This is a genomic window from Carboxylicivirga sp. M1479, from assembly GCF_007097485.1.
Taxonomy (GTDB): domain Bacteria; phylum Bacteroidota; class Bacteroidia; order Bacteroidales; family Marinilabiliaceae; genus Carboxylicivirga.
In genome coordinates this window covers 68,265-92,969 of record NZ_VKDE01000015.1, presented here as the reverse complement: position 1 = coordinate 92,969, position 24,705 = coordinate 68,265, and the positions used below count along the sequence as shown (strand labels likewise).

The window sequence follows — 24,705 nt, the reverse complement described above, 5'->3', positions numbered from 1 at the left end:
TTATGCATTGCCTTATAAGTCTTTAACGTTTAGGTGCAAAGCATCTTAATAAAGAAAATATTATTTGCGAACAAAGCAATAAATTAAATGTAAAAAACAAGACGACACTAACTGTGTGTATAGCAGTTTTTTAATAGTAGTTACTGTGGCCTGATAAATATCATGGATTGATGTATTGTGCATGATATGAGTGTGTTGTGTTTGTTGTGAAGTGTTGCTCTATAAAATATGTTATAGAACCATATTTGTAGCTAGGTAATTAGAGGATTAAGTACAATATTTGATGAAATTTTTCTTTAATTACAAACTATGAAACTTATAACAAAAGCTCAAGCAGGTAGTTTCGAATCAAGTGATGTGTTAATAATGGTTGAGCCTGTTGTTGAGGGAGCAGGTCGAATTATTGAATTGAAATCAATTGTGATGCAGCAATTTGGAGATGATCTACTGAAACAGATTAACGACGGATTAGACTTTTATGAAATTAACGATGTTCGTTTAATTATCAATGATAAGGGAGCATTACCTCCTACTATTTCTGCGCGTTTAGAAACCGCTTTAAAGCGTGCTGCACAATTGCAAACTGGAACCCTAAAATAATCAATGATGGACACAAAACAGAAAACCTTTAAAAGGCGAACCATGTTGTACATACCTGGCAATAATCCAGCTATGTTGCAGCAAGGTAGTGTGTATGGAGCAGATGGTTTATTGCTCGATTTAGAAGATGCCGTAGCATTAAATCAGAAAGATGCAGCGCGTACTTTGGTATCTCACATGCTTAAGTACATTTCTTACGAGGGGTGTGAAGTTACTGTTCGTGTTAATCATATTGATACACCTTTTGGTTTAGAGGACCTCAAACAAATAGTACCCTTACAGCCAAATGCCATTCGATTACCAAAGGTCGAAACATTGGATGAAATTGAACGAATTATTAATGTTATTGAACAGATAGAAGATGAGTGCGGCTTACCGCACGATGTGATGAATGTACATGTTATGATTGAAACCGCTTTAGGTGTTCAGAACGTGTACGATATTGCAAAGTACTCATCACGTATTGATGCCATTTCTATTGGAGGACAGGATTTAGCTGCTGATATGCAATTGGTAAAAGCTAATGATGGTGTGGGCATTGATTATGCCCGTAAACAAATTGTAATGGCAGCAAAAGCATGCAAAATTGATGTGTTTGATACAGTATATGTTGATGTAGAAAATGAAGATGGTTTACGTGAGGAAGCCGAATACATTAAGAAGTTAGGTTTTACTGGCAAAGCTATAATCAACCCAAGGCAAATAGAAGTGGTAAATGAGGTGTTTACCCCCACTGATTTGGAAATTAGAAAAGCTGCTAAAATTGTTAAAGCATTTGAGCGCAATAAGGCTGAGGGTATTGGTGTTTTTGCTGTAGATGGTAAAATGGTTGATGCACCCGTGGTACAACGTGCATTGCGCGTTTTAGAAATGGCAGATGTTGATGTAGAATCTCTTTAAAGTAAATTGTTGTGAAAAATAAACTTCAAATAGATATGCCCTCTGAATTAATTGGAATTGGTAAGTTAGAGCCATTTGAGGGGGCTTTTACCAAGCTTAAAAAGGGATGGATGGAAGAAGAAACAGTTCCGCCACCTGTAAAAGCAAAAATGCCACATTCTAATAAAGTTTGTGATAGCTTAAGGGATGCAATCATTCGTTCAAATCCCAAAGATGGAATGACGGTTTCGTTTCATCATCATTTGCGTGGTGGTGATAACTTAGTTTTTGAAGCCATAAAGATATTAGCAGAACTGGGTATTAAAGATATAACTTTAGCAGCTAGTAGTTTAACCACTGCTCACGACCCAATCTTACCATACTTTAAAGATGGTACAATAACTCAGATTTATGCCAGCGGCATAAGAGGAGAGCTGGGTAAGGCATTGGCACAAGGCGTTATGCCCAAGCCATTTGTGATACATTCACATGGAGGTAGAGTACGTAGTGTACATACTGGTAAAATTAAAATTGACTTAGCCATATTGGCTGCTTCTTCTTCAGATATTGAGGGTAATGCAACAGGTGCGCATGGCCCATCTGCATTTGGTTCAATGGGATACGCTGCCATTGACTCGTGGTATGCCAAGCAAGTGATTGTTGTTACCGATAACATTGTTGATTATCCGTGTGTGCCACAGTCGGTAACTCAGAATTACATCGATTATGTGGTTAAAGTGGATTCCATTGGTGATCCGTCAAAAATTGCTGGAGGTACTACCCGTATCACAAAAGCGCCAATGGATTTGCAAATTGCACGATTAGCAGCTCAGGTAATCGAACATTCTGGGGAGCTAGAGGATGGTTTTAGTTTTCAGGTAGGTGCTGGTGGTGCTTCATTGGCAGTTGCCAAATACATTCGTAAAATTATGAAACAACGCACCATAAAAGGGAGTTTTATTCTTGGTGGGGTAACTTCATATGGTGTAGATATGCTTAACGAGGGTTTGTTCCGTTCAATTTTTGATGTGCAATCTTTTGACGCGGCAGTCAGTACGTCACTGATGGATAATCCTTATCATATCGAAATTCCTGCTGGTTTGTATGCCAATCCATTTAACTGTGGCTGCATGACAAATAAACTCGATATTGTGGTTCTTGGTGCGCTTGAAATAGACACCAACTTTAACGTGAATGTTATTACTGGATCTGAGGGGTATGTGCGTGGGGCTTCAGGAGGTCATAGCGACACAGCTTCGGGAGCTAATTTAACTGTTGTTGTTTGTCCATCGTTTCGAGGTCGTATTCCTATTGTTAAAGAAAAGGTACATACTATTGTAACGCCAGGTGAAAGCATTGATGTTTTGGTTACGGAACGCGGTATTTGTGTTAATCCTCAGCGTAAAGAATTAAAGCAGAATTTGGAAAAAGCTGGTATTGTTACCAAAGATATTGTTGATCTGGCAAAAGAGGTGGAGTTAATTACCGGTAAAGCCAAGCCAATTGAAATATTGGATCGTATTGTGGGAGTTGTTGAATATCGTGATGGTACGGTTATAGATGTAATCCATCAGGTTAAAGAGTAGAGGGATGATGGGAGAGGCTGAAATATTTGCTAACTTATTAGAAGCACGTGAGGAGCGTCAACAACGAAAGTTGAGCATGCTTTCTGGTCGCTATCATCTAGTTTCTTTGCAGTTAAATATTCCTGGTCTTCCCAAAAGTAATCAACAATTGCATCGTTTTATCTCGGCAGTTGATGATGAGTTCGAGCGGTTTTTTACCAGTCATTATCCTAATTTACAATGGGCTAAAAAGGAGATGTTTAACGATTTTTCTGGTGATTGTTTTCTATATCTTTTGGATCAAACACTTTTGAAAGCTGAAGACCTGAAGCAATTAACAGAATTATTTGAGCAAGAATTTCCTTTAGGGAGAATTGTTGATTTGGACGTAATGAGTTCTATGGGTCTTCCAATATCTTCAGGAAAAGCAAAAAAGTGTTTTTTATGTGATAAGGCAGCTGAAGAATGCAGGAAATTACAGCACCACACAATTACTGAAGTGCGTGAGTGCATGATGAATGCTATTGGGGTTTTTGAAGAACAACAAAGAAATGATAGCATCGTAAAGTCAGTTGTACAATATGCTGTCAATGGCTTGATGCACGAAGTGGCCTTGAGTCCAAAGCCTGGTTTAGTGTGTAGGAATGCACCTGGAGCCCATAGTGATATGGACTTTATGACCTTTATAAATTCCTGCGCTGCCTTAGCTCCTTATTTCCAGGAGCTAGCTACGCTGGCGATCAACTACACGGATAAAGATGATCGTAAAGCGCTGCCCTATATTAGACAAATTGGCTTAAAAATGGAGCAGGAAATGCTTAGAGCAACTAATGGGGTTAACACCCATAAAGGGGCTGTATTTTTAATGTGTTTAAGTTGTTTTTCATGTGTTAGAGTTATAAAAAAGGTGGGCTACTTTAAAGCCAATGCCTTCATTGCCACGATTCAAAAGATTTGTAATGGAATTGTGCAGAAAGAATTATGTGCGCTTAATGGCTCATTGAACTTGTCACACGGACAGAATTGTTTTGTTAATTATGGTTTGCAAGGTGCTGGTGCTAGGGGTGAGGCTGAACAAGGATTCCCAACCATCTTTAATCATGCTTTGCCTGTATTGTCTGCTTTAGTGAAACATGATTTTTTTTTCATGTCAGATAGTGAAATGAAGCAGAGTTTGATACCCGTGTTACTTAAAATTATGTCGGTTAATAACGATACGAATGTTTTATATCGTCATGGCAAAAGTGTACTTGAAGAGTTAAAGCGCAAGTCGTCTCATGCTTTGGAAGCATGGAAGAAAGGTGAGGAAGTAGCATATGATGACTTGGTTGAATGGTGTAATAGTCAAAAGATTTCGTCAGGTGGATCTGCAGATCTGTTGGCCTTGACTATAATGTTGTTTCATTGTAAGAATAAATTTGGAAAGATTAGGGCATGATTGAAAATTCAGATTTTAGGATTGAAGAACCTGACCTTACAAGTAGATATGATGTAGAGTTGATACGTCGATTTCTATCGCCTTTGGGCTTTTATTTTGAAGAATCGACAGTTGATTATAGTGTTATTTTATATACTTTAAATGATGATATTGTTGGTGTAGGTTCCTGTAAAGGAAATGTGTTGAAATATGTCGCTGTGGCACCTCAGTATAGAGAGTCTGGAGCCTTTGCGCACATTGTTACGCATTTAACTGAACGTGTGATGTTCGACAACCAACAAGCTTTTGTTTTTACACGCCCAGAAAACATTACACGCTTTTGTGGTATTGGTTATCGGCATATTGCTACTGCGGAGCCATTGATTTCACTACTGGAGTTTGGGTACCAGAGTATTGATGATTATAAAAAGTACTTGCAATCAATAAAAAGTAAAAATGGAGAAAAGGAAGTTGCATCAATTGTAGTGAACTGTAATCCATTTACATTAGGGCATCAGTATTTAATAGAAAGTGCAGCTGCTGACAATGATTTAGTGTATGTTTTTGTAGTTGAATCAGAACGCTCATTGTTTTCTTTTAAAGATCGCTTTGAAATGGTTCAATTGGGCACCTCTCACTTACCCAATGTTAGAATTCTTAAGGGGGGCAACTATATTGTTTCGTGCGCTACATTTCCAGACTATTTCCTAAAGAATGAATCGCCTAGCGGTGTAACGCAAAAGCAAGCAGAGTTAGATATTGAAATATTTAGTCAACACATTGCACCACAGTTAGGCATTAAAAAGAGGTATGTAGGAACCGAAAATTATTGTACAACAACGTCGATGTACAACGATGCGATGCGATTAATACTACCAGTCAAAGGGGTGCAGTTTTACGAGTTGAATCGTAAAGAAACTATACAGACTATTGGAAAGGGCGATTTTATCAGCGCCAGCAAGGTAAGAGAAGCGATTAAAAATGGAGAATTTCAGCGTTTGCTTCAGTTACTGCCTGAATCAACAATTAATTATCTGCAGCAACTAGATGTGCATAAAATGCAAACAACCTTACAGGAGGTGGATGCAAGACATTAAAAAAAAACCGCCTGTAAGGCGGTTTTAAATATCTTTTTAGCTAATAATATCAAACACTTTGTCGAGTTTCATCAGCTTTAATAAGCTTAAAACTTCCGCTTTTAAACCTGATAGTTGAAATGCGCCATCGTTTTGTCTGGCGGTTTTTAAAGCACTAATTAGGACTCCAATTCCAGTGCTGTCAATAAAGTTGATGTTTGTAAGGTCCAAAACTAATTTGGTGCCTTTTGAAGATAGTGTATCCGTTAAGTCAGCCTTTACTTCAGAAGCCACAGTGGCGTTTAATCTGTCGGTATCAGCTAATAAGCCGAACATTACCCCATCATGTTCTTTAACTTGTAGCATATAGTGGTTTTTATTAGTTATTTAAAACATTTTGCAGTTCTACTAAAGCTGCTTCGCAAGTACAGTTAAAGCCATTAATCAATGTTTCAACTGCATTTATATTTTTATTTGCATCAAGCCATGCCTTGCGATCTTCAGGATAGCCATCAACATTCTTTTTAAGTTGTTGAATTTCTTCGCTGTTATCAGATGAATCACTAATTTCATCGATCCGTAACATTTTAGCGATTAGTTCCAGGTTTTTTAAATCAGTATTACCAAGTTCTTCCATCCCCATTGACATAACGGATGATTTAGCTTTGTGAGCAACTGCTGCTATTTTAACCCAATCTTTTTTATTGATGCCTTCTTCAAAGCCTTCTTTAAATTCTGGAATCTGCTCAATAAAAATGGTAATAAGTTCTTTTATAAGTTCCTGGCTACCGTCGGTAATGCTTTCTAGGTAGCCCAGATTAATGTGGGTGTATGGGTTTGGCATAAATTATTTCTTTCAAATTAATTCAAAAGTTCAAAGTACAAAATATTTAGCAAAAGTAACTTTTTTGACTGAAATAATTTAGACACCATTGTCCATAAATATAAATAGGTGATATTTATTAGTGTTTAAAGCCGATAATTATCATTTTTTGGCAGTTGATTTTATTTCTACATTTGCTCAACTTGCAAACTGATAATTTAACGCAAGGATTTTATTTGAATAATCAAGATTTAATAATAGTATAACAATGAAAAGAACAGCCTTTTACAAGTTTCACGAATCGTTAGAAGCGAAAATTGTTCCATTTGCAGGCTTCGAAATGCCAGTTGAATATTCGGGTATTAACAACGAACACATGACCGTACGTAATGGCGTAGGTGTTTTTGATGTTTCTCACATGGGAGAGTTTTGGGTAAAAGGACCAAAAGCTTTCGATTTGGTTCAAAAAGTAACTACTAACGATGTGGCAGCATTATCAGTTGGTCAGGCACAGTATTCGTGCTTTCCAAACGGTAAAGGTGGTATTGTAGATGATTTATTGGTTTATAAATACGAAGAAGAAAAGTATTTATTAGTAGTCAATGCATCTAACATTGATAAAGATTGGGCTTGGGTGAGTGAGCAAAATACAATGGGTGCTGAAATTGAAAATGCAAGTGATGCTATTTCTCAATTGGCCATTCAGGGACCTAAGGCTACTGCTGTTCTTCAAAAGTTGACTGATATTGATTTATTATCTATCCCTTATTATACTTTTCAAGTTGGAGCAATTGCTGGTGTTGAAAATGTGATTATTTCAAATACTGGTTATACTGGTTCTGGTGGTTTTGAATTGTATATTTATAATGATGATGCTGATAAAGCTTGGGAAGCTATATTCAAAGCAGGTGAAGAAGAGGGCATTTTACCTATTGGGTTGGCTGCTCGTGATACCTTACGTCTTGAAAAAGGTTTTTGCTTATATGGTAACGACATTGACGAGACAACAACGTCAATTGAAGCTGGTTTAGGTTGGATTACTAAATTTAACGACCAAAATAACTTCATCGATAAAGAATACTTGTTAAAGCAAAAGGAAGAGGGAGTTTCTCGCCGTTTGAGAGGATTCGTTCTTGAAGACAGAGGTATTCCTCGCAAAGATTATGAAGTTGTAACTGAAAATGACGAAGTGATTGGACGAGTGACTTCAGGTACAATGTCGCCAATGCTTCAAAAAGGAATCGGCATGGCATACATTAATAAAGGCTATACCAAGTTCGATACCGAAATTTTTATTAAAGTTCGTAACCGCAAATTAAAAGCTAAGGTGGTTAAACTACCATTTGTTTAAGTCTATATTTGAAATAAATATGCAATCACAAACAAAAAGATGATAAATATCATGTTTTTGTTTGTGATGTAACGACGTAAACTAGCATGTTGATAATTAGATATATTAGCAACTGAAATACACTAATTGATAACGTTGGGTTAGAGGTAAAATACTTTAAAATGCTTTTAATTTGAAAGTTATATTTTTTCTGATTTAGTGTGCTTTACGTCATATATTTCATAATTTTATACGCTCAATTCATTAGTAACAGAGACAAGAAATAATAAGCAGTATTTAAATTTTTTATAAAATGAAGATTCACAATTTCTCAGCAGGGCCTTCTATTTTGCCTGAATCAACGATTAAAAATTCGGCTGAAGCCGTAATTAATTTTGCCGGAACAGGTCTATCATTGTTAGAAGTTTCGCACCGTAGCAAAGAGTTTGTTGCCGTAATGGACGAAGCAACTGCTTTGTTTAAAGAATTGTTGGACATTCCTGCAGGTTACGAAGTGGTTTTCGTAGGTGGTGGTGCCAGTACTCAATTTTGCATGGTACCTTTTAACCTAATGCAAAAGAAAGCAGCTTACCTTAATACAGGTACTTGGGCTAACAAGGCATTAAAAGAGGCAAAAGCTTTTGGTGAAGTAGTGGAAGTAGCGTCTTCAAAAGATTCTATTTATAACCATATTCCAAAAGGATACGATATTCCTTCTGATGCTGATTATTTCCATATTACTACCAATAATACTATTTACGGTACTGAGATTAAGAAAGATTTAGATGTAAATGTTCCTTTAGTAGCAGACATGTCATCTGATATCTTCTCTCGTCCTGTTGATATTTCAAAATACACCTTAATTTATGGTGGTGCTCAAAAGAACTTAGCCCCAGCAGGCGTTACATTTGCTATTGTTAAGCAAGATGCTTTAGGTAAAATGGATCGTCATATTCCTACAATGTTGGATTACCGTACACATATTGATGGCGGCTCAATGTTTAATACACCTCCTGTATTCCCTGTATTCTCAGCTCTTCAAACACTTCGTTGGTTGAAAGAGATGGGTGGTGTTGCAGCAATGGAGAAAATCAACATTGAGAAAGCAGCTGTTCTTTATGATGCAATTGACAGTAGCCGTTTATTTAAGGCACCTGTTGCTGATCTTGAGGATCGTTCATTAATGAATATCTGTTTCATTATGAATGACGAATACAAAGAACTAGAAAAAGAATTCTTTGATTTTGCAACTGCACGAGGTATGAGCGGAATTAAAGGACACCGTTCAGTTGGTGGATTCCGTGCTTCAACATACAATGCAATGCCTAAAGCTAGCATTCAGGCATTAGTTGATGCAATGAAAGAATTTGAAGCAAAGCATTAATAAACGATAACCTAATATATTAAGTAGGCTCCTTTTTGGAGCTTACTTTTTTTTACCACATTTAATTTTTTAGCACGATGAAAAAAATATTAGTTGCTACAGAAAAGCCTTTTGCTAAGGCTGCCATTGATCAAATTGCACCTATTGTAAAAGAAGCTGGTTACGAATTAGCTCTTCTTGAAAAGTACACCGATAAAGCACAGTTGTTAGATGCTGTAAAGGATGTACATGCCATGATTGTTCGTTCCGATAAGGTAACACGCGAGGTAATTGAAGCAGCACCAGAGCTAAAGGTTGTAGTGCGTGCAGGAGCAGGTTACGATAACCTTGATTTGGAAGCTTGTACTGAAAATGGCGTTGTAGCAATGAATACACCTGGTCAAAACTCAAATGCTGTAGGTGAATTAGTGTTGGGTATGATGGTATTTATGGCTCGTAATGGTTATAACGGTACTGCTGGAACAGAATTAAGAGGCAAGAAGATTGGTATTCATGCTTATGGTAATGTTGGCCAGTATGTTGCTGAAATTGCCAAAGGTTTTGGTATGGAAGTATTCGCTTTTGATCCATTTGTTGCTAAAGAAAAGATTGAAGCTGCTGGTATTAAGCCATTAAATACTGTTGAAGAATTATATTCAACATGTGATTATGTGTCTCTACACATCCCTGCTAATGCACATACAAAGCAATCAATTAATTACGATTTGTTAAATAAGATGCCAAAGGGTGGTGCGCTTGTTAATACAGCTCGTAAAGAAGTGATTCATGAAGAAGAATTGATGAAGTTAATGGCTGATCGGCCTGACTTCACATATATTTCGGACATTGCTCCAGATTGTAAAGCAGATATTGAAGCTAAATTCGAAGGTCGTTATTTCTTTACTCCAAAGAAAATGGGTGCTCAAACTGCCGAAGCTAATATAAATGCTGGTGTAGCAGGTGCTAATCAAATTATTGGTTTCTTCGAAAATGGAGATGAGACTTATAAGGTGAACAAGTAGTCAATTTGAACAACATATTTTGAACGCTGCTCTTGTTTGGGCAGCGTTTGTTGTATTCAGATGTTATAAAACAGTAAAAATCACCTTTAATGTTGACGAAAGTCACCTAATCGCTAACATACGATTACTTACATTTGTGTTTGAGCAAACAGACCTAAATAAACGGTCTGGATAAATAAAAATAATTGTAAAAACTAACTAAATATTTAACGATGGCAATTATAAAACCGTTCAAAGGCCTAAGACCTCCACAGAATATTTCACAGGACTTAGCATGTTTACCTTATGATGTTATGAACAGCGAAGAGGCTGCTCAAATGGCAGAAGGAAAAGACTGTTCATTATTGCATATTACACGTGCAGAAATAGATTGTCCAGCAGGAACTGACATTCACTCTGAAGAAGTGTATGAGAAATCAGTATCTAATCTAAAATCTTTCCAGGAAAAAGGATGGTTAGTACAGGATACCGAAGCTAAGTATTACATCTATGCTCAAACAATGGATGGAAGAACTCAGTATGGTATTGTTGGTGCTGCTGCTTGTGAAGATTATGCCAACGGTATTATTAAAAAGCATGAGTTAACACGTCCGGATAAAGAGGAAGATCGTATGATCTTGACGCGTTATTTAGATGCCAACATAGAGCCAGTATTCTTCTCGTACAAAGCTGTGCCTGAAATCGATGCTATTGTAGAAAATATCGTTAAAAATCAAACTGCTGATTACGATTTTACAGCTGAAGATGGCTTTGGTCATCATCTTTGGGCCATTAACGATGCAGCTATTAATGCCAAGTTAGAAGAGTTGTTTGAAACGAAAGTGCCTGCTACCTACGTAGCTGATGGACACCACCGTACTGCAGCTGCTGCTCGTATCGGTGACGAAAAAAGAGGTCAAAACTCTAACCACACTGGTGATGAGGAGTATAACTTCTTTATGGCTGTTCATTTCCCAGATAATCAGTTGAATATTATTGATTACAATCGTGCAGTTAAAGATTTGAATGGTTTAACCCCAGAAGAATTATTAACCAAACTAGAAGAAGTTTTCGTTGTTGAGTGCATGGGTGAGGCTGAGTACCGTCCAGCAAAACTACACGAATTTAGCATGTACCTTGAGGGTAAGTGGTACAAGTTAAATGCTAAAGAGGGAACGTATAATGATAATGACCCTATCGGGGTTCTTGACGTAACTATTTTATCTGATCATGTTTTGGATAAAATGTTAGGAATTGAAGACTTACGTCGTTCAACTCGTATCGATTTTATTGGTGGTATCCGAGGATTGGGTGAATTGAAAAAACGAGTTGATGGTGGTGGTATGAAGGTTGCTTTCGCCTTGTATCCAGTGTCAATGCAGCAATTAATTGATATTGCCGATACTGGTAATATTATGCCTCCTAAAACAACATGGTTTGAGCCTAAGTTGCGTTCTGGTCTAGTTATTCATAAATTAGAATCTAAATAGTCTTTACCTGGTTAACAGACTAGCTAAATATCCACTAAAGCCTCCTTTCAAAGGGGGCTTTTTTTTGTACACTAGTTTCTGTTGAGTAAATTTGAACTTTAATATTCAATTTATGTCGATACAAAATAATTTGCAGGCTGTACTTAAGCAGATTGATGGAAGAGCAAAATTAGTCGCTGTTTCTAAAACTAAACCCAATGAAGATTTGATGCAAGCCTATGAAGCAGGTCAGCGGGTGTTAGGCGAAAATAAGGTGCAGGAGTTAGTTGGTAAGTATGAGTCTTTGCCCAAAGATATTGAGTGGCATATGATAGGCCATTTACAAAGTAACAAAGTGAAATATATTGCTCCGTTTGTGAGTCTAATTCATGGTGTTGATACTGAAAAACTTTTAAAAACTATAAATAAAGAAGGCAAGAAGAACAATAGGAAAATTGCTTGCTTGTTGCAGGTCCATATTGCTCAAGAGCAAACAAAATTTGGTTTTTCAGAAGAGGAGTTGCTAAACTTATTAACTCCTTTGCTTTTAAGTGAATTGAAGTATGTGGAGCTCAAAGGAGTAATGGGAATGGCTACATTCACAAACGATACTGATCAGATACGGCAGGAATTTAAAAGTTTAAAAAATGTATTTGATAAATTAAAAACACAAGTGTTTGTAAATGATTCTTGTTTTTCTGAGATAAGTATGGGAATGTCAGGTGATTATCAATTAGCAATTGAAGAGGGGAGCACCATGGTACGTGTTGGTAGTTCCATCTTTGGCGTTCGAAATTATCATTAAAACCATTCTATATAAGCAATAATTTTTTGTTGGCGTTTTCGTGTGGATGAGTTTTGTTTATATTTGTTCAAAGTACGTGAAAAATAATAATTGACCCGATGGCAAATTTAGAAACTAAGTACCTGGGAATAACCCTTAAAAATCCAATAATTGTAAGTAGCTCAGGCTTAACGAATAGTGCTGAAAAAATTGGTAAGCTGGTTGATGCTGGTGTTGGTGCAGTTGTACTTAAATCCTTATTTGAGGAGCAGATAAATCACGAAATCAACAGTGCTATTTATAAAGGTGAAGGGTTTGATTACCCAGAAGCAGCTGATTATGTAAAAGGCTATACACGCGATAACTCAGTTGGTGATTACTTGAAAGTAATTAAAGAAACAAAGGCGAAATACGACATACCAGTTATTGCAAGTATTAATTGTTTCTCATCAAATGAATGGGTTGATTTTGCGCAGCAGATTCAAGAGGCAGGAGCCGATGCTATTGAATTAAACGTATTTGTTCTTAACACCGATAAGAATAGCGATCCACAGGTGTATGAGCAATTGTATGTTGATGTTGTGGAATCGGTAAGTAAGGTGGTGAGTATACCAGTTTCCATCAAGTTAGGTTCTTATTTCTCCAACTTGGTGAACGTTGTTAATCGTTTATCTGTTTCAGGAGCTAAAGGAGTTGTGTTATTTAACCGCTTTTACGAGCCGGATATCGACATTGAAAAGATGACATTAACTTCGGCTGAAGTACTCAGTACAGCAGCAGATATGAGAAGAACCTTACGATGGGTTGCTATCACTTCCGATAAGATTAAAAACATTGATATTTCGGCCTCAACAGGCGTTCACGATGGTGCTGCCGTGGTAAAACAATTATTAGCGGGAGCAACGTCGGTACAAACTTGTTCGGCAGTATATAAAAATGGACCATCTGTAATTACAAAAATGCTAAGCGATGTGGAGCAGTGGATGGATGCAAAAGGATTTGGCAGCATTGAAGAATTCAGGGGAAAGATGAGTTATGGTAATATTGATAGTCCTGCAGTATATGAGAGGGCTCAGTTTATGAAATATTTCTCTTCATACGAGTAATAATAATATTTTAGAGCTAAGAGTCCTGTTTTTATCAAAGCAGGACTCTTTTCGTTATAAGTACTTAGTTATTAGATGTACGTGTAAGAATTGTGCAAGGTGTTTTTACTATGAAAACCAGAACAGTAAATAATAATAGCCTTAAAAACACTGTGTATTCGGATTATTTAATATTTTTATATTAATTTTCGTGTTTAAAACTATTGAGATAACTTATTAGAAGTATAAATAATATTTCATTATGAGAAGTGTATTGACCAAAACCACCTTTTGTTTATTAACTGTTGCTATTGCTGCTTTCATACTTTCGTCTTGTAATTCAAGTCAGAAAAAGCAAAAGTCCGACGAACAAGAAATTGTTGAAACAGTAGTTGTAGATGATAAATTAGTAGATGGCTTTAAGAAATCAAAGTTAATCTTTTACTCATTGCCATCTCCGCTAGAGACGGCTATGCTTATTAAACGAGCAGGAGCGACCTATAACGAAGAGTTATTGAATCCACTTTCAAATATTGAAAAGTATTCAACCAATCGTCAGAAGGCCTTGAATTTGGGTGTTTATTCTGCCGATTTGAGTTATACAAGCTTGTTTGATCAAACGCAAAGTTCGATTAAGTATATGGCTAACGCAAAAAGGTTAGCAGACGGTTTAGGAATTATCGATGCCATTGATGAAGAGACGATGCGCAAGCTAGAGGAGAATGTGGATGATAGAGATGTGATGCTTGATATTATATCAGAAACATTCATGTCATCCAATGCCTATTTAACTGAGAATGACAGACCAGCTATTGCAGTAATGGTTCTTGTTGGTGGATGGGTTGAAGGTTTATATTTGGCAACTCGTTTAACCAATGGTTCTGTAGATAACAATAAGAGACTGATAGATCGAATCGTTTATCAGAAGTTGAGTCTTTATACCGTTATTAATTTACTTGAAGAATATAAGAGCAACGAAGATGTTAACTATCTTCTAACTCGCATTAGTGAACTTAATGAAATATTTGAGCAAGTAGAAATCAACAATACGTCAAAGGTTGAGGCGGAAACTAATGCTGAAACGCGTGTTACTACTATTAAAGCAGAATCAGAAGCGGTAATTTCTCCTGTAGTATTCGAAAAGTTAATGAAAAAGGTAGAAGAGATTAGGAATGAATTTGTCTCATAATTTCTCATAAAGTACATATGCGCATTCTTCTGATTATACTTTTTTGTTTGACATCGTACATTGGTGTTGAAGCTCAGTGTATCGATTTTGCAAAGAGTATTGGAAAAGAGCCCCTGGGTGATTACTTGCATGATGGAAACTATAATGCTGCAATACTGGAAGAAGGTGAAAAGGCCGAGTTATTTAAAACCTTTTTTAGTGGTGAAAACTACCGCATTGCCATATCAAAAGTTGAACAACTGCCAGATATTCATTTTAAACTTAGAGATAAGCAGGGTAATGTTCTTTTTGATAATGAAGAGCATAACTATCGTTTGACCTGGGATTTTAAAGTTGAAACAACACAATTATTAATTGTGGAAATGAATATATTGGAACATGGCAACAGTGAGCTGATAAGCGGATGTGTTGCTGTCATGTTTGGAATTGAATCTATAAAGCGTAAAAAGAGATAGTGCTGTTACACTGTTTTTCAGGTAGAATATAGCATAAATTATATCACAAAGTCCTCATTGTAAACCATGGGGACTTTGTATTTATAAACTTATTTGTTGTAGGTGTGGGGATGACAATAAAGAGTATTTAATATAGCATACTGGATGAATAATCTGTTTATTTAACAGGGCATCCGCCAATATTGAAGCTATTTCTTTTGATCGATTTCAATTGTCTATTAATGATCATTGTAACTTATCTGATAAAGTTTTATATGTGCGGACTTAGTTAAAATAGTCTTCCTCAATTATGATTTTAATAAGTGTGCCATCCTTTAAGCTTGAAGTTGAATCCATGCCATTAATAAATGCTGTAAGATCAGGCGAAAGAATACAGTTATGATGTTTACAAATCTGATCAAATGTTTCTCCTCCTTTACTTTCTACAACACGAATATATCGATTCTTAACAATGCTTTTTTCCTTATCAGTTAGTGGGTGAAAGCTAAGAACAGACTTTTTGAGTTCATCTTCTTTGGATTTGGGTGCAATGCCAATAATTTTGAACATTTTGCCATCCATTTTAAGCCAAAGTGTATGGATGTACATCTGTTTGTTTTCTGAATCATCCAAATACGAAACTAAATAACCATCGTTATTATTTATCTTATAATGATCAGAAAAGGCAGGTTTAGCCCTATGTTCTTTTTTTACGCCAGATATAAATTCATGAGCAAGTTCTTTTGGTGTTTTAGATACATCATCCAAACCTAGGAATAAGGCAGCACTTTTGTCCTTGTTCATCCCATTAACTGAAGTAGGCTTGTTTTCAGTATGCCAATCATTTGGAAATTGGAAAGAAAAGTTCATCGCTGGGTGAATGAAGGTATTCTCTTGAAAAAATCCTTTATCTGGGTTAGCTCCAAATAATAGACTATCCAATGGTTGAGGAAAGTCTTTTGAAACTTTTGTTTTAGTTTCCCAATCTAATTTAGCAGTGGTTTTAGTGATCTTTTCTAGTCTATCTGGGGTGTATGGATGACTATTAAAATAACCTTTTACTTCTTTTTGATTGGTTAATATTTCCATCGACTTTGAAAGTCTTACCAAAATAGATTTCATGGCATCAGGGTCGTATCCAGCCTTTGAAGCGAGAATAACACCTTCTACATCTGATTCTGTTTCGTGTGATCGGCTATACGAAGCCAATAGCAAACTATTACTTGTAGTGATAGGGGCATTCAATATTCGGCCTATATCATCATTTACAACTTGACCAACAACTCGGCCTGGCAATTCCAGTAGTTTTGGTAAAATACTTTTCCCCATTTGTTTTACCGAGTGTCGGTTTTGAGCATGTATTATTTCATGCGCCATAACACAAGCTAATTCATCTTCGCTAGCAATTATTGATAAAATACCTCTGGTAACATATATGTATCCTCCAGGTGTGGCAAATGCATTTGGAATAGGATCATCCACAACATGAAATTCATAGTCGAACAACGGTTTGTCAAGATGGGATACTAAGCGCTGCCCGAGAGATGAAACATATTCTGAGAGCTTCTCGTTGTTGTAGATTCCCATTTCTAACTCAACAGCCTTGGCGCTTTCTTTGCCCAGGCGCTTATCAATTTCTATACTTTGGGCATTTGTGTTAAATATTGTGCAACAGAATGCTAAAGCATATATGATATTTATTTTCATTGCTATAATATTTAATTAGGTTTGATACTTATATACATCAACGACTCTAGAAGGTAATTGTTTAATAGTGAGATGAGTATTGCTGTGTATTATAGCATTTATTTTAGACTGGTATTTTAGCAATACTTATCACATTACGTCATTTACTAAATGCACGAGCACAGAGTAAACGGCTTAATAAACGTATATTCCTTATTCTAAATGCTCTCAATTCACCAATGGTAACAAACGTAAAATTTGCCCATCTGTTCGTTGAATTGCCGCATCTAGTAATTCAAACGGCTTCATGTCCTTGTGATAACGTGTATCTTTTAAATAGCTTTGATTTTCATCCCAAAGCTTTTTACTTTCAGAATCTGGCAATTGCCATTTACGATAGCCTCTCAACAGCTTTGGATGGCGCACAGGCTTCGTTGGCTAAGGCTGGTTTGTCAAAAGCCAAGGGGTTTAAGGTAGTGATTTGGCTTTTAAAGATTTATGTGAGAGTAGTTTGGTTGATTTAGTATACATTGCACACCATTGGGAAGGGCAGGTGCCGGTGGCCATTGCCTCTATGAAAGGTGGAAGCCATACAGCTGTTGAGGTGTCAACAGTTAAAACCATGGACGAATGTTGGGAGATGGTTGAAGTATCGGAACAGAATAAGAAGCATTGTGTGAAACTGGAGAACTGCTGTTATAATTTCTTTGAGTTATTGACCTTGAACATGGCACGTCAGGGAGCTTTTGGTGACCTGGTACACGGTGAAGGGGCTTACATTCATGATTTGGATTACTGGCATTTTAACAAGCCAAAAGATGATAAACCACGAGATGATGGAGCCTATGACAAACTTTGGCGTTTGCACGAAAATACTCGCAAGGCCAATGTAATCAGCTTTCTCCCCTTTTAGAACAAAATTATGGCATTTTAGGTGTTTCTGGTATCATTGACAGTTTCATAGCTGGCTTTAAAAATGCGTTTTTAATGCATCGATTTTATAGATCTATTACGTAGTATTGATTACAAGACCAATCTTTGAAAGCCCCTTTATGAGTATGTTATAAAAAATTACGTCGAAAACTAAATGAATGCTCCCCGAGTACAGGGAAATTGCTTTTAAAACTAATTATACCACCCCGCCTGTCGGCACCCCTCCTAAAATTCAGGAGGGGACGGTTTTTCATCCCTCTCTTCCTTGCCAAGGAGGAGTACCACGAAGTGGGGAGGTGTTTAAAATGCTGAAAAGCGAATTCCCTGTCCCAGAGTAAGCTCCGAAGCATTAAATAACGTTTGCGTTGAAATAATTTCATTTCTGTCCCAAGAGTTAGGGAATAAATCCACATCAGATTAAATTAAATAATTCATGTTGTTTAGTTTTATTTAGAAAATAATAGCTAAGTCCTTAAACTCTTGAATAGTCAAATTGATAATAATTAAGGGATGCATGAATTGACTTTAACTAAATTTTTTTTTAAAATTTAGTTATTAAAATTTAACACACTAGTACATTTAAACGGCTCTGTATGATTTATAGTGGGTATTAGAAAGAACTAACATGTTCGAGTAATTCTTACCAATGGCCTCCTATAAAAAGTAATGTATTTAGAAGGTGTTAATTAGTAAGACCGGGAAGCTGAGAACTTGTTCGAAGATCACCCGGCCGCACTTAAAAACACTAAATAAATCAGTTGCTTTTTATAGGCAGTCTTGACTTTTTTGTTTCGTTTTTGGGTCAAGCCAAAAATGAAAAGCCCGTCCGGCTTTAGGACATTTATAACAATACTTTAATTTATTTACCCACTAGAATACATATTGAACCATTTAAACTTCAAGCTAACATTTTTAATCAAAAAATTAACTATTATGAAACTAGTATCAATCATGATTCTTTTCTTGCTTATAGCAATAAATAGCTTTGCACAAGAGAAGCCCAACATTGTAATTGTTTTCCTTGACAACTTCGGCTATGGAGAACCTGGTTTTAATGGCGGCGGAATAATCCGAGGTACCGAAACACCACGTATGGATCAGCTAGCTAAAGAAGGGCTGAGACTTACTAACTTTAATGTTGAGGTTCAGTGTACGCCTTCACGCTCAACGCTAATGACAGGGCGCTATGCAATACGAAGTGGTAACGCCACAGTGCCTGTTGGCGATGGCATCTATGGTCTTCTTAGATGGGAGATTACAATGGCCGAAATGTTGTCAGATGAAGGCTATGCTACTGGCATGTTTGGAAAATGGCATTTAGGCCGCACACCCGGAAGATTTCCAACCGATCAGGGATTTGACGAATGGTATGGCATTCCAAATTCCACAGATGAGTCACCATATTCATCTATGACAGGATTTGCAGAAAGCGGTGTGCCAGTAACCTATGTGATGCAAAGTAAGAAGGGGGAAACTCCAAAAAAAGTGAAGCCTTACAATCTAAAGTATCGACCACTAATCGATCGGGACTTAACTGATAAGGCCATGAAATTCATGAAAAAGCAGGTTAAGGCTGAGAAACCATTCTTTGTATATTTACCATATACAGCCACTCATTTTCCAACGATGCCACATCCCGATTATGATGGCAAAACAGGGAATGGTCGCTGGGCTGATTTATTGCTACAGATTGATGGTTATACAGGTGAATTACTGGATAAGATTGATGATTTAGGTGTGGCCGACAATACTATTTTTATTTTTACTGCTGATAACGGCCCTGAAGCCATGGATTTTGGGGGCACTAGCATGACAGCTGAAACAGCTATAAACGGCTCTCCAGGACCATGGAGAGGAAGCCTTTTTACAGGTTTTGAAGGAGCGCTTAGAGTACCTTTTGTGGTTCGCTGGCCGGGTAAAATTCAAGCTGGAAAAACTAGCGATGAAATTGTGCATGCCATGGATTTATTCCCTACACTAGCCAATTTTGCCGGTGGTAAAGTACCAAATGACCGTGTAATTGACGGTGTTGATATGAGCGAGTTCTTTTTAGGGAATACAAACAAATCAGGTCGAGAGGGCTTTATAGTGTATATGGGCAATGATATTTTTGCCGTAAAATGGAGAAACTGGAAACTCCACTTTAAAGAACAAAACTCGTGGAATGGCGAGATGACAACCTATACCATGCCAAGGCTTTACAACCTATATGACGACCCTCAGGAAAAAACAAATGTTTTATTCCCTCATACATGGGTGCCTAAAGCTGCCTTAAATCAATTAAAGGAACATGTTATTTCATTGAAGAAGAATCCACCAATAAAAGCAGGACAAGCAGATTAACAAATAACACCATATAACTCTTATCATAGTACAGAAGAATGTTCTGATGTAATCAATTAAAAACAACAAAGATGAAACAATTGAGAAGATATTTTCTGACAATCATAGTCGTTCTTGCTGCAAACGTATGCCACTCACAAGAAAAAAAAGATAATACGGGTACAAACCCGGCAAACTTCACCTACGATACAAGGTTTTATTCTGAAATGGCAGAATTACCAAATGCAGCAGGTTCATACCTAACAAATTTCTTTGAGTTTCGTTGGCCCCTGGGCAAAGACCTGGCAAAAGCATCAGGTGTTGAAAACGACCACATGCTTAACAACTTAGGGAAGAAATTCGGAACAAGAATGCGCTTTAGGTATAGGGATTTAAATATAGCCGGCGTTGGTGGTCCGCTAGACAATGCAAACGTATCGGGTATTGGCGACATGGATTTACGTTTATTATGGATGGCTTATGCAAGTTCTAAGATGATTATTGTTCCAGGACTTGAAGCAACTTTTAATACGGCCAGCCATGAAACCCTAGGTTTTAATGCCAATGTACTTGCTCCAACCTTATTTTTCGTTTTTCCAGGCTTACTTGGAAAAGGTAGTCTTTTTGCTCCAGGTTATCAGTATTTATTCGACATGGACGGCGGAGATAATAATAAAATTAGCCGAAGCCAGATAGATTTATACTTTGTTTGGCTTTTGGGTAAAGGTGCCAATTGGTTAATTATTGATCCACAAGTAATTATTGATCACGACACTGATAAGTTCCCTGCATTGGTCGAAGTGGAATATGGCTACATGATTAAAGCCTTACCTGGCGCTAGTGTTTATGTAAGACCTGGTGCTGGAGTTGGAAGCGACCGCCCTTACGATTGGAACTGCGAGTTTGGTCTTAAATTTATTTGGCGATAAATAAGCGATATTGCTTGGTCTTATAAACGACATGTACTGATGAAATACGCGAAGTGCATGAATTTCAATTATACTCAGGTATAATTGACGTTCATGCATGTTTCGTATCTTATTTATTAAAAAAATAACGATGAAAAAAGCCTTTAGAAATATAGTAGTGCTACTGTTTTTGATTCTATATTGTTCGAGCACAAGTATTGCTCTGGGTAAAAAACAGGATGCCGTTCAAGACAGTATAGCTGCTAAAAAATACCCATATGTATTGCCTATCTGGGGACAAAAGGTTGCAGATCGGAATATTGATTTACAATTGCCATTTGGTTTTAACGTTAGCTATGTATACAACCAAATGACACTAGATTTAACTCATTTTAGCATGAACTTTTATGATGGTGAAAATCTGGATGATATTCTAAACCCCGAAACCCTAAACTTTACGGAAACCCTTGCAACAGCTAATGGAATTAATATCCGGGCTGATGCATGGATATTTCCATTTTTGAACTTTTATGGCTTGTACACACGAAACAGTGCAGCAACTAAAGTATCCTTCCAACCACAAGTGGTGGAGACTGATTTGGGTCCCAATGGGAACCTAATGGAGATCAGAACTCTGGAAAAACCAATTGATGTAGATGAGGTAACATTTTCCACTAATTCTTTTGGCTTTGGCTCTACAGCTGTTTATGGCATTAACGATTACTTTGCGAGTGTTGATGGTAATATATCATGGTCAACATCTGATCTTCTTGAACAAACAGTGACTTTCTTCGTCGGTTCGGCTCGTATCGGACGCAGAATAGTTTTTAAAAACAACATGAAACTATCTATTTATTTTGGAGCCATGTATCGTGATTTTGTCAACAAGGAAAATAACACAGGATCTATAGGTGTGCCAGAATTAGACGAAGCGATGAGCAGAGCTATTGATGGCTTAACAGTCATAAATGACGAACAAATAGTATTATGGGAAAGCTTACCTGATGCCACGCCAGGTAAAGATGACAAATTAGCTGAATTATACGCTAGAGACGCAAGACTTACATACGCCCAAAATAGGGTAGATAATGCTGATGCTATAAACTATGACATAAAAAAGGAAATTGTTGAAAATTGGAGCACACAAATTGGATATAATTTTGAAATGACTGAGAATTGGATGATCAGAGGCGAGATAGGCTATCGAAATGATCAGAAGTTTTTTATGACAGGACTGCAATACAGGTTTGGTTTATAACCCAATGTCTTTTATTAATGGCAATTTGGGCTGATGCGCTGTTTAAAGAAAAAAACTAAAACTTTCCATTGAATACATCCAAATGATTAATAAGTGACACAGGGAAATTGCTTTTAAAACTAATTACGCCACCCCGCCAGTCGGCACCCCTCCTAAAATTCAGAAGGGGACGGTTTTTCATCCCTCTCCTCCTTGCCAAGGAGGAGTACCACGAATTGGGGAGGTGGTTAAAATGCTTAAAAGCGAATTCCCTGATAAGTGACAGTATAAAAATTCAAAACATGAAGAAATATTTCATATTAATTGGTTTAGTGACATTGATATCTCCGATTATAAAGAGTCAGGCACCTACTGAACCCTTGCCGTCTCCACTGCAATCAGGAGCATATCTTCCCGGAATAATTAATCCTCGGGACTATGCTAATCCAGGCTTTTCTGGTGTTGCTATAGTTAATTATAATCTCTTTTTCAATGCAAACAAATTTATTAACAAGCATGGAAATTCAGTAGATAATATCGATCTGATTCCAGATCCCGAAGGTAGATCCATTCCAATCGATACAGATATTTCTGGATACATAAATGCCTTGGTGGTAGCCTATGTATCTCCCGAAATTGAAGCTTTAGGTAATGCCCGGTATATTGGTGTTTTATCTCCCTATTATGCAACAGCTGATTTTAGAGCCACACTTGAGGGACTGCCTAATGGCAACAGATCTGTTTCGGGTGGAGCTGGAGGCATTGGAGACCTAATGGTTGCTCCTGTTTTACTTACCTGGTCAAATGTAAATGACAAAATGGATCTTACTGCAGGTTACATTGCCTCAATTCCAACAGGACGATATGAAACAGGTGCTGACGATAATATTGGTTTAGGATATTGGAGCCATATCTTTCAGGTATTTAACTATTTTTATTTGATGCCACAAAAAGCTTCTGCAGTTTTTATTGGCAATACTTTTGAAACTCATAGTAAAGTTAAAGATGCTGATGTGAGAGCAGGAAATAGGTATACGATTGAATACGGACTAAGTCAATATTTGTCGGAGCGATTGGATGTAACAATACAAGGAGGGCATACCTGGCAGGTGAGTAAAGATTCTGGTAATGATGTGTATTGGAATACAGACTATAAAGACAGGTACAGCACTGTAGGCGTAGGTGTAGGGTATTGGCCAGTTAAGCAAGCGTTTTATGTAAATGCCAAATGGACAACAAACTATTCAATTCGGCAGCACTTTAAATACAACGCGTTACAGGTGCAATTAATTTGGGCTCCTCAATTTTTAAGGGCAAAGGCAGGCAATTAATAGTAACACTTTTTTGAACCAAACCAGAATATGAAAAATGTATTGGCTGAAAATTATTCTCTTTTAAGAGTACGGGTTCTTCTTGTACTCTTATTTAGTGTGTTTTGGTTGCAAGTCGGGGCACAAAATCCAAATATCACAGATACTCTCTCTGATAAAATAATTGAAAGAGTTTTAAAGGATAACCATGACTTAAGTGATAAAAGAAAATCTTTTAATGGGTACCCCTATGCCTTCTATACGCCAGAATCACAATTTGCAGTTGGAGCTGGAGGCATCTTTATTTCCTACCTGGGGACCAGTGCCGAACTTAAACCTTCTAAATTAGGATTTGGAGGTTATTATTCAACTAATAAGCAATATAAAATTAGCCTTAGTCCCGAGTTGTACTTATTGAGGAATAAACTCTATATATCTGCTCCAATGAGCTATGGTTTCTTTATCAATAAATTTTGGGGGATCGGCGATGATGCACCCAACAATGATAATGCGGACTACTCACAAAAAACATTTGCCGTCATGATAGGGGTGCAAATACCGCCCTGGCTATTTTCGGCCGACAGAACAGGAATAATATTAGATTATAACCACACTGATATAGTCGATAAAAAAGGTAATGAGCTGCTTTTATCAGATAGTATTAACGGCAATTCCGGAGGACAGATATTCGGTATTGGAAGCGACTTGGTTTGGGATTCAAGAGATAATATATTTTTCCCAAATAATGGAGCTTACCAATATTTTAAATTAGTTTTTTACCCTGATGTGGACGGTTATTTATTTTCTTTGTTAGAACTAGATGTGAAAGGATTCGTAGCTGTTGCCCCTGATCATGTTTTTGCGATGAATTTTTATGTTCAATCAACTACAGGAGATGCACCGTTCTACTACCTTCCTTCCTTAGGAGGCCCCAAACGAATGAGAGGCTATTTCAGTGGGCGCTATCGCGACAATTTTTACGGTATGATGCAGTTAGAGTATCGTCAATATATATGGAAGCGATTAGGTTTTGTGGCTTTTGGAGGAGTAGGTAACGTTTCTAATTCGATGATTGAATATAACTTCAATACAATGAAATATAGTGGCGGAGTTGGATTAAGGTATCTCTTTAATAAAAAACAGAAAGTAAATCTTAGAATGGATATTGGACTTGGAAGTGGAGGTAATCATGGAATTTACTTTGGTATACAGGAGGCTTTTTAGTTCATAAATAATGGTTTCGAATATATTAGATTCAACCTGGTTTTCGGCGCTATTCTTGGCAGAATTGAAT

The 24,705-nt window shown here is 37.0% G+C and carries 23 protein-coding genes; 20 read left to right on the top strand and 3 right to left on the bottom strand.

What is annotated here, in order from left to right; genetic code table 11:
• The first annotated feature begins 309 nt into the window (after positions 1-309).
• The 5 genes from citD to citC are packed head-to-tail and all read left to right on the top strand — an operon-like array spanning position 310 to position 5,558.
• Positions 310-600 carry a citrate lyase acyl carrier protein gene (gene citD, locus FNN09_RS10345; protein WP_143302171.1) on the top strand — a complete coding sequence of 97 codons (291 nt, stop codon included), beginning with the start codon at positions 310-312 and terminating at the stop codon, positions 598-600.
• A gap of 6 nt (positions 601-606) precedes the next feature.
• Positions 607-1,500, top strand: a complete 894-nt coding sequence (locus FNN09_RS10340; protein ID WP_185968960.1) for a CoA ester lyase — start codon at positions 607-609, stop codon at positions 1,498-1,500.
• Between the two features lie 11 nt (positions 1,501-1,511).
• On the top strand, positions 1,512-3,065 hold the full coding sequence (gene citF, locus FNN09_RS10335; RefSeq protein WP_221932478.1) for a citrate lyase subunit alpha: 1,554 nt from the start codon (positions 1,512-1,514) through the stop codon (positions 3,063-3,065).
• A 4-nt stretch (positions 3,066-3,069) separates the two neighbouring features.
• Positions 3,070-4,482, top strand: a complete 1,413-nt coding sequence (locus tag FNN09_RS10330; protein WP_143302167.1) for a triphosphoribosyl-dephospho-CoA synthase — start codon at positions 3,070-3,072, stop codon at positions 4,480-4,482.
• The gene (gene citC / locus FNN09_RS10325; RefSeq protein ID WP_143302165.1) at positions 4,479-5,558 is read left to right on the top strand and encodes a [citrate (pro-3S)-lyase] ligase; all 1,080 of its coding nucleotides are present in this window, start codon (positions 4,479-4,481) and stop codon (positions 5,556-5,558) included. The genes FNN09_RS10330 and citC overlap by 4 nt, the downstream gene beginning before the upstream one ends.
• A 36-nt stretch (positions 5,559-5,594) precedes the next feature.
• Here the strand turns inward: citC and FNN09_RS10320 are convergent, their stop codons facing one another.
• Entirely contained in the window at positions 5,595-5,903 is a 309-nt protein-coding gene (locus FNN09_RS10320; protein ID WP_143302163.1) for an STAS domain-containing protein, read from the bottom strand.
• A 13-nt stretch (positions 5,904-5,916) separates the two neighbouring features.
• Positions 5,917-6,381 carry an Hpt domain-containing protein gene (locus FNN09_RS10315; RefSeq protein ID WP_143302161.1) on the bottom strand — a complete coding sequence of 155 codons (465 nt, stop codon included), beginning with the start codon at positions 6,379-6,381 and terminating at the stop codon, positions 5,917-5,919.
• 247 nt (positions 6,382-6,628) lie between these two features.
• Between FNN09_RS10315 and gcvT the strand changes: the two genes are divergently transcribed.
• From gcvT to FNN09_RS10275, 8 genes are all read left to right on the top strand, one after another.
• On the top strand, positions 6,629-7,711 hold the full coding sequence (gcvT, locus tag FNN09_RS10310) for a glycine cleavage system aminomethyltransferase GcvT (RefSeq protein WP_143302159.1): 1,083 nt from the start codon (positions 6,629-6,631) through the stop codon (positions 7,709-7,711).
• Between the two features lie 292 nt (positions 7,712-8,003).
• Positions 8,004-9,074 carry a 3-phosphoserine/phosphohydroxythreonine transaminase gene (serC, locus tag FNN09_RS10305; protein ID WP_143302157.1) on the top strand — a complete coding sequence of 357 codons (1,071 nt, stop codon included), beginning with the start codon at positions 8,004-8,006 and terminating at the stop codon, positions 9,072-9,074.
• A gap of 77 nt (positions 9,075-9,151) precedes the next feature.
• Complete coding sequence (locus FNN09_RS10300; RefSeq protein ID WP_143302155.1) at positions 9,152-10,075, top strand: NAD(P)-dependent oxidoreductase; 924 nt, start codon at positions 9,152-9,154, stop codon at positions 10,073-10,075.
• Between the two features lie 212 nt (positions 10,076-10,287).
• The gene (locus tag FNN09_RS10295) at positions 10,288-11,544 is read left to right on the top strand and encodes a DUF1015 domain-containing protein (RefSeq protein ID WP_143302153.1); all 1,257 of its coding nucleotides are present in this window, start codon (positions 10,288-10,290) and stop codon (positions 11,542-11,544) included.
• Between the two features lie 112 nt (positions 11,545-11,656).
• Complete coding sequence (locus FNN09_RS10290; RefSeq protein WP_143302151.1) at positions 11,657-12,328, top strand: YggS family pyridoxal phosphate-dependent enzyme; 672 nt, start codon at positions 11,657-11,659, stop codon at positions 12,326-12,328.
• A gap of 98 nt (positions 12,329-12,426) precedes the next feature.
• Positions 12,427-13,413, top strand: a complete 987-nt coding sequence (locus FNN09_RS10285; protein ID WP_143302148.1) for a dihydroorotate dehydrogenase-like protein — start codon at positions 12,427-12,429, stop codon at positions 13,411-13,413.
• Between the two features lie 241 nt (positions 13,414-13,654).
• Positions 13,655-14,581, top strand: a complete 927-nt coding sequence (locus tag FNN09_RS10280; protein ID WP_143302146.1) for a hypothetical protein — start codon at positions 13,655-13,657, stop codon at positions 14,579-14,581.
• Between the two features lie 47 nt (positions 14,582-14,628).
• Positions 14,629-15,036 carry a hypothetical protein gene (locus FNN09_RS10275; protein WP_143302144.1) on the top strand — a complete coding sequence of 136 codons (408 nt, stop codon included), beginning with the start codon at positions 14,629-14,631 and terminating at the stop codon, positions 15,034-15,036.
• A 264-nt stretch (positions 15,037-15,300) separates the two neighbouring features.
• Here FNN09_RS10275 and FNN09_RS10270 read toward each other — a convergent pair whose 3' ends face one another.
• On the bottom strand, positions 15,301-16,722 hold the full coding sequence (locus tag FNN09_RS10270) for a M48 family metalloprotease (protein WP_143302143.1): 1,422 nt from the start codon (positions 16,720-16,722) through the stop codon (positions 15,301-15,303).
• A 218-nt stretch (positions 16,723-16,940) separates the two neighbouring features.
• On the opposite strand from FNN09_RS10270, the gene FNN09_RS21125 reads away from it, so the two are divergent.
• The 7 genes from FNN09_RS21125 to FNN09_RS10240 all read left to right on the top strand — a co-directional run bounded on the left by FNN09_RS21125 (position 16,941) and on the right by FNN09_RS10240 (position 24,635).
• Entirely contained in the window at positions 16,941-17,225 is a 285-nt protein-coding gene (locus FNN09_RS21125) for a hypothetical protein (RefSeq protein WP_185968959.1), read from the top strand.
• Entirely contained in the window at positions 17,183-17,614 is a 432-nt protein-coding gene (locus FNN09_RS10265; RefSeq protein WP_143302141.1) for a hypothetical protein, read from the top strand. Before FNN09_RS21125 ends, FNN09_RS10265 begins: the two co-directional genes overlap by 43 nt.
• A gap of 953 nt (positions 17,615-18,567) precedes the next feature.
• Positions 18,568-19,977 carry an arylsulfatase gene (locus FNN09_RS10260; protein ID WP_143302139.1) on the top strand — a complete coding sequence of 470 codons (1,410 nt, stop codon included), beginning with the start codon at positions 18,568-18,570 and terminating at the stop codon, positions 19,975-19,977.
• Between the two features lie 71 nt (positions 19,978-20,048).
• Complete coding sequence (locus FNN09_RS10255; protein WP_143302138.1) at positions 20,049-20,885, top strand: hypothetical protein; 837 nt, start codon at positions 20,049-20,051, stop codon at positions 20,883-20,885.
• Between the two features lie 130 nt (positions 20,886-21,015).
• Positions 21,016-22,122, top strand: a complete 1,107-nt coding sequence (locus FNN09_RS10250) for a hypothetical protein (protein ID WP_143302136.1) — start codon at positions 21,016-21,018, stop codon at positions 22,120-22,122.
• Positions 22,123-22,403: 281 nt separating this feature from the next.
• Complete coding sequence (locus tag FNN09_RS10245; protein WP_143302134.1) at positions 22,404-23,432, top strand: transporter; 1,029 nt, start codon at positions 22,404-22,406, stop codon at positions 23,430-23,432.
• A gap of 30 nt (positions 23,433-23,462) precedes the next feature.
• Positions 23,463-24,635, top strand: a complete 1,173-nt coding sequence (locus FNN09_RS10240) for a BamA/TamA family outer membrane protein (RefSeq protein ID WP_143302133.1) — start codon at positions 23,463-23,465, stop codon at positions 24,633-24,635.
• The last annotated feature ends 70 nt before the right edge of the window (positions 24,636-24,705 follow it).

Coding starts and splice junctions, on each gene's coding strand:
- FNN09_RS10330 (WP_143302167.1), top strand. CDS start 3,070: ATGATGGGAGAGGCTGAAATATTTGCTAACTTATTAGAAGCACGTGAG.
- FNN09_RS10250 (WP_143302136.1), top strand. CDS start 21,016: ATGAAAAAAGCCTTTAGAAATATAGTAGTGCTACTGTTTTTGATTCTA.
- FNN09_RS10260 (WP_143302139.1), top strand. CDS start 18,568: ATGAAACTAGTATCAATCATGATTCTTTTCTTGCTTATAGCAATAAAT.
- FNN09_RS10300 (WP_143302155.1), top strand. CDS start 9,152: ATGAAAAAAATATTAGTTGCTACAGAAAAGCCTTTTGCTAAGGCTGCC.
- FNN09_RS10295 (WP_143302153.1), top strand. CDS start 10,288: ATGGCAATTATAAAACCGTTCAAAGGCCTAAGACCTCCACAGAATATT.
- citC (WP_143302165.1), top strand. CDS start 4,479: ATGATTGAAAATTCAGATTTTAGGATTGAAGAACCTGACCTTACAAGT.
- FNN09_RS10290 (WP_143302151.1), top strand. CDS start 11,657: ATGTCGATACAAAATAATTTGCAGGCTGTACTTAAGCAGATTGATGGA.
- FNN09_RS10285 (WP_143302148.1), top strand. CDS start 12,427: ATGGCAAATTTAGAAACTAAGTACCTGGGAATAACCCTTAAAAATCCA.
- FNN09_RS10315 (WP_143302161.1), bottom strand. CDS start 6,381: ATGCCAAACCCATACACCCACATTAATCTGGGCTACCTAGAAAGCATT.
- FNN09_RS10245 (WP_143302134.1), top strand. CDS start 22,404: ATGAAGAAATATTTCATATTAATTGGTTTAGTGACATTGATATCTCCG.
- FNN09_RS10240 (WP_143302133.1), top strand. CDS start 23,463: ATGAAAAATGTATTGGCTGAAAATTATTCTCTTTTAAGAGTACGGGTT.
- FNN09_RS10280 (WP_143302146.1), top strand. CDS start 13,655: ATGAGAAGTGTATTGACCAAAACCACCTTTTGTTTATTAACTGTTGCT.
- FNN09_RS21125 (WP_185968959.1), top strand. CDS start 16,941: ATGGTAACAAACGTAAAATTTGCCCATCTGTTCGTTGAATTGCCGCAT.
- gcvT (WP_143302159.1), top strand. CDS start 6,629: ATGAAAAGAACAGCCTTTTACAAGTTTCACGAATCGTTAGAAGCGAAA.
- FNN09_RS10320 (WP_143302163.1), bottom strand. CDS start 5,903: ATGCTACAAGTTAAAGAACATGATGGGGTAATGTTCGGCTTATTAGCT.
- FNN09_RS10340 (WP_185968960.1), top strand. CDS start 607: ATGGACACAAAACAGAAAACCTTTAAAAGGCGAACCATGTTGTACATA.
- citD (WP_143302171.1), top strand. CDS start 310: ATGAAACTTATAACAAAAGCTCAAGCAGGTAGTTTCGAATCAAGTGAT.
- FNN09_RS10270 (WP_143302143.1), bottom strand. CDS start 16,722: ATGAAAATAAATATCATATATGCTTTAGCATTCTGTTGCACAATATTT.
- serC (WP_143302157.1), top strand. CDS start 8,004: ATGAAGATTCACAATTTCTCAGCAGGGCCTTCTATTTTGCCTGAATCA.
- FNN09_RS10255 (WP_143302138.1), top strand. CDS start 20,049: ATGAAACAATTGAGAAGATATTTTCTGACAATCATAGTCGTTCTTGCT.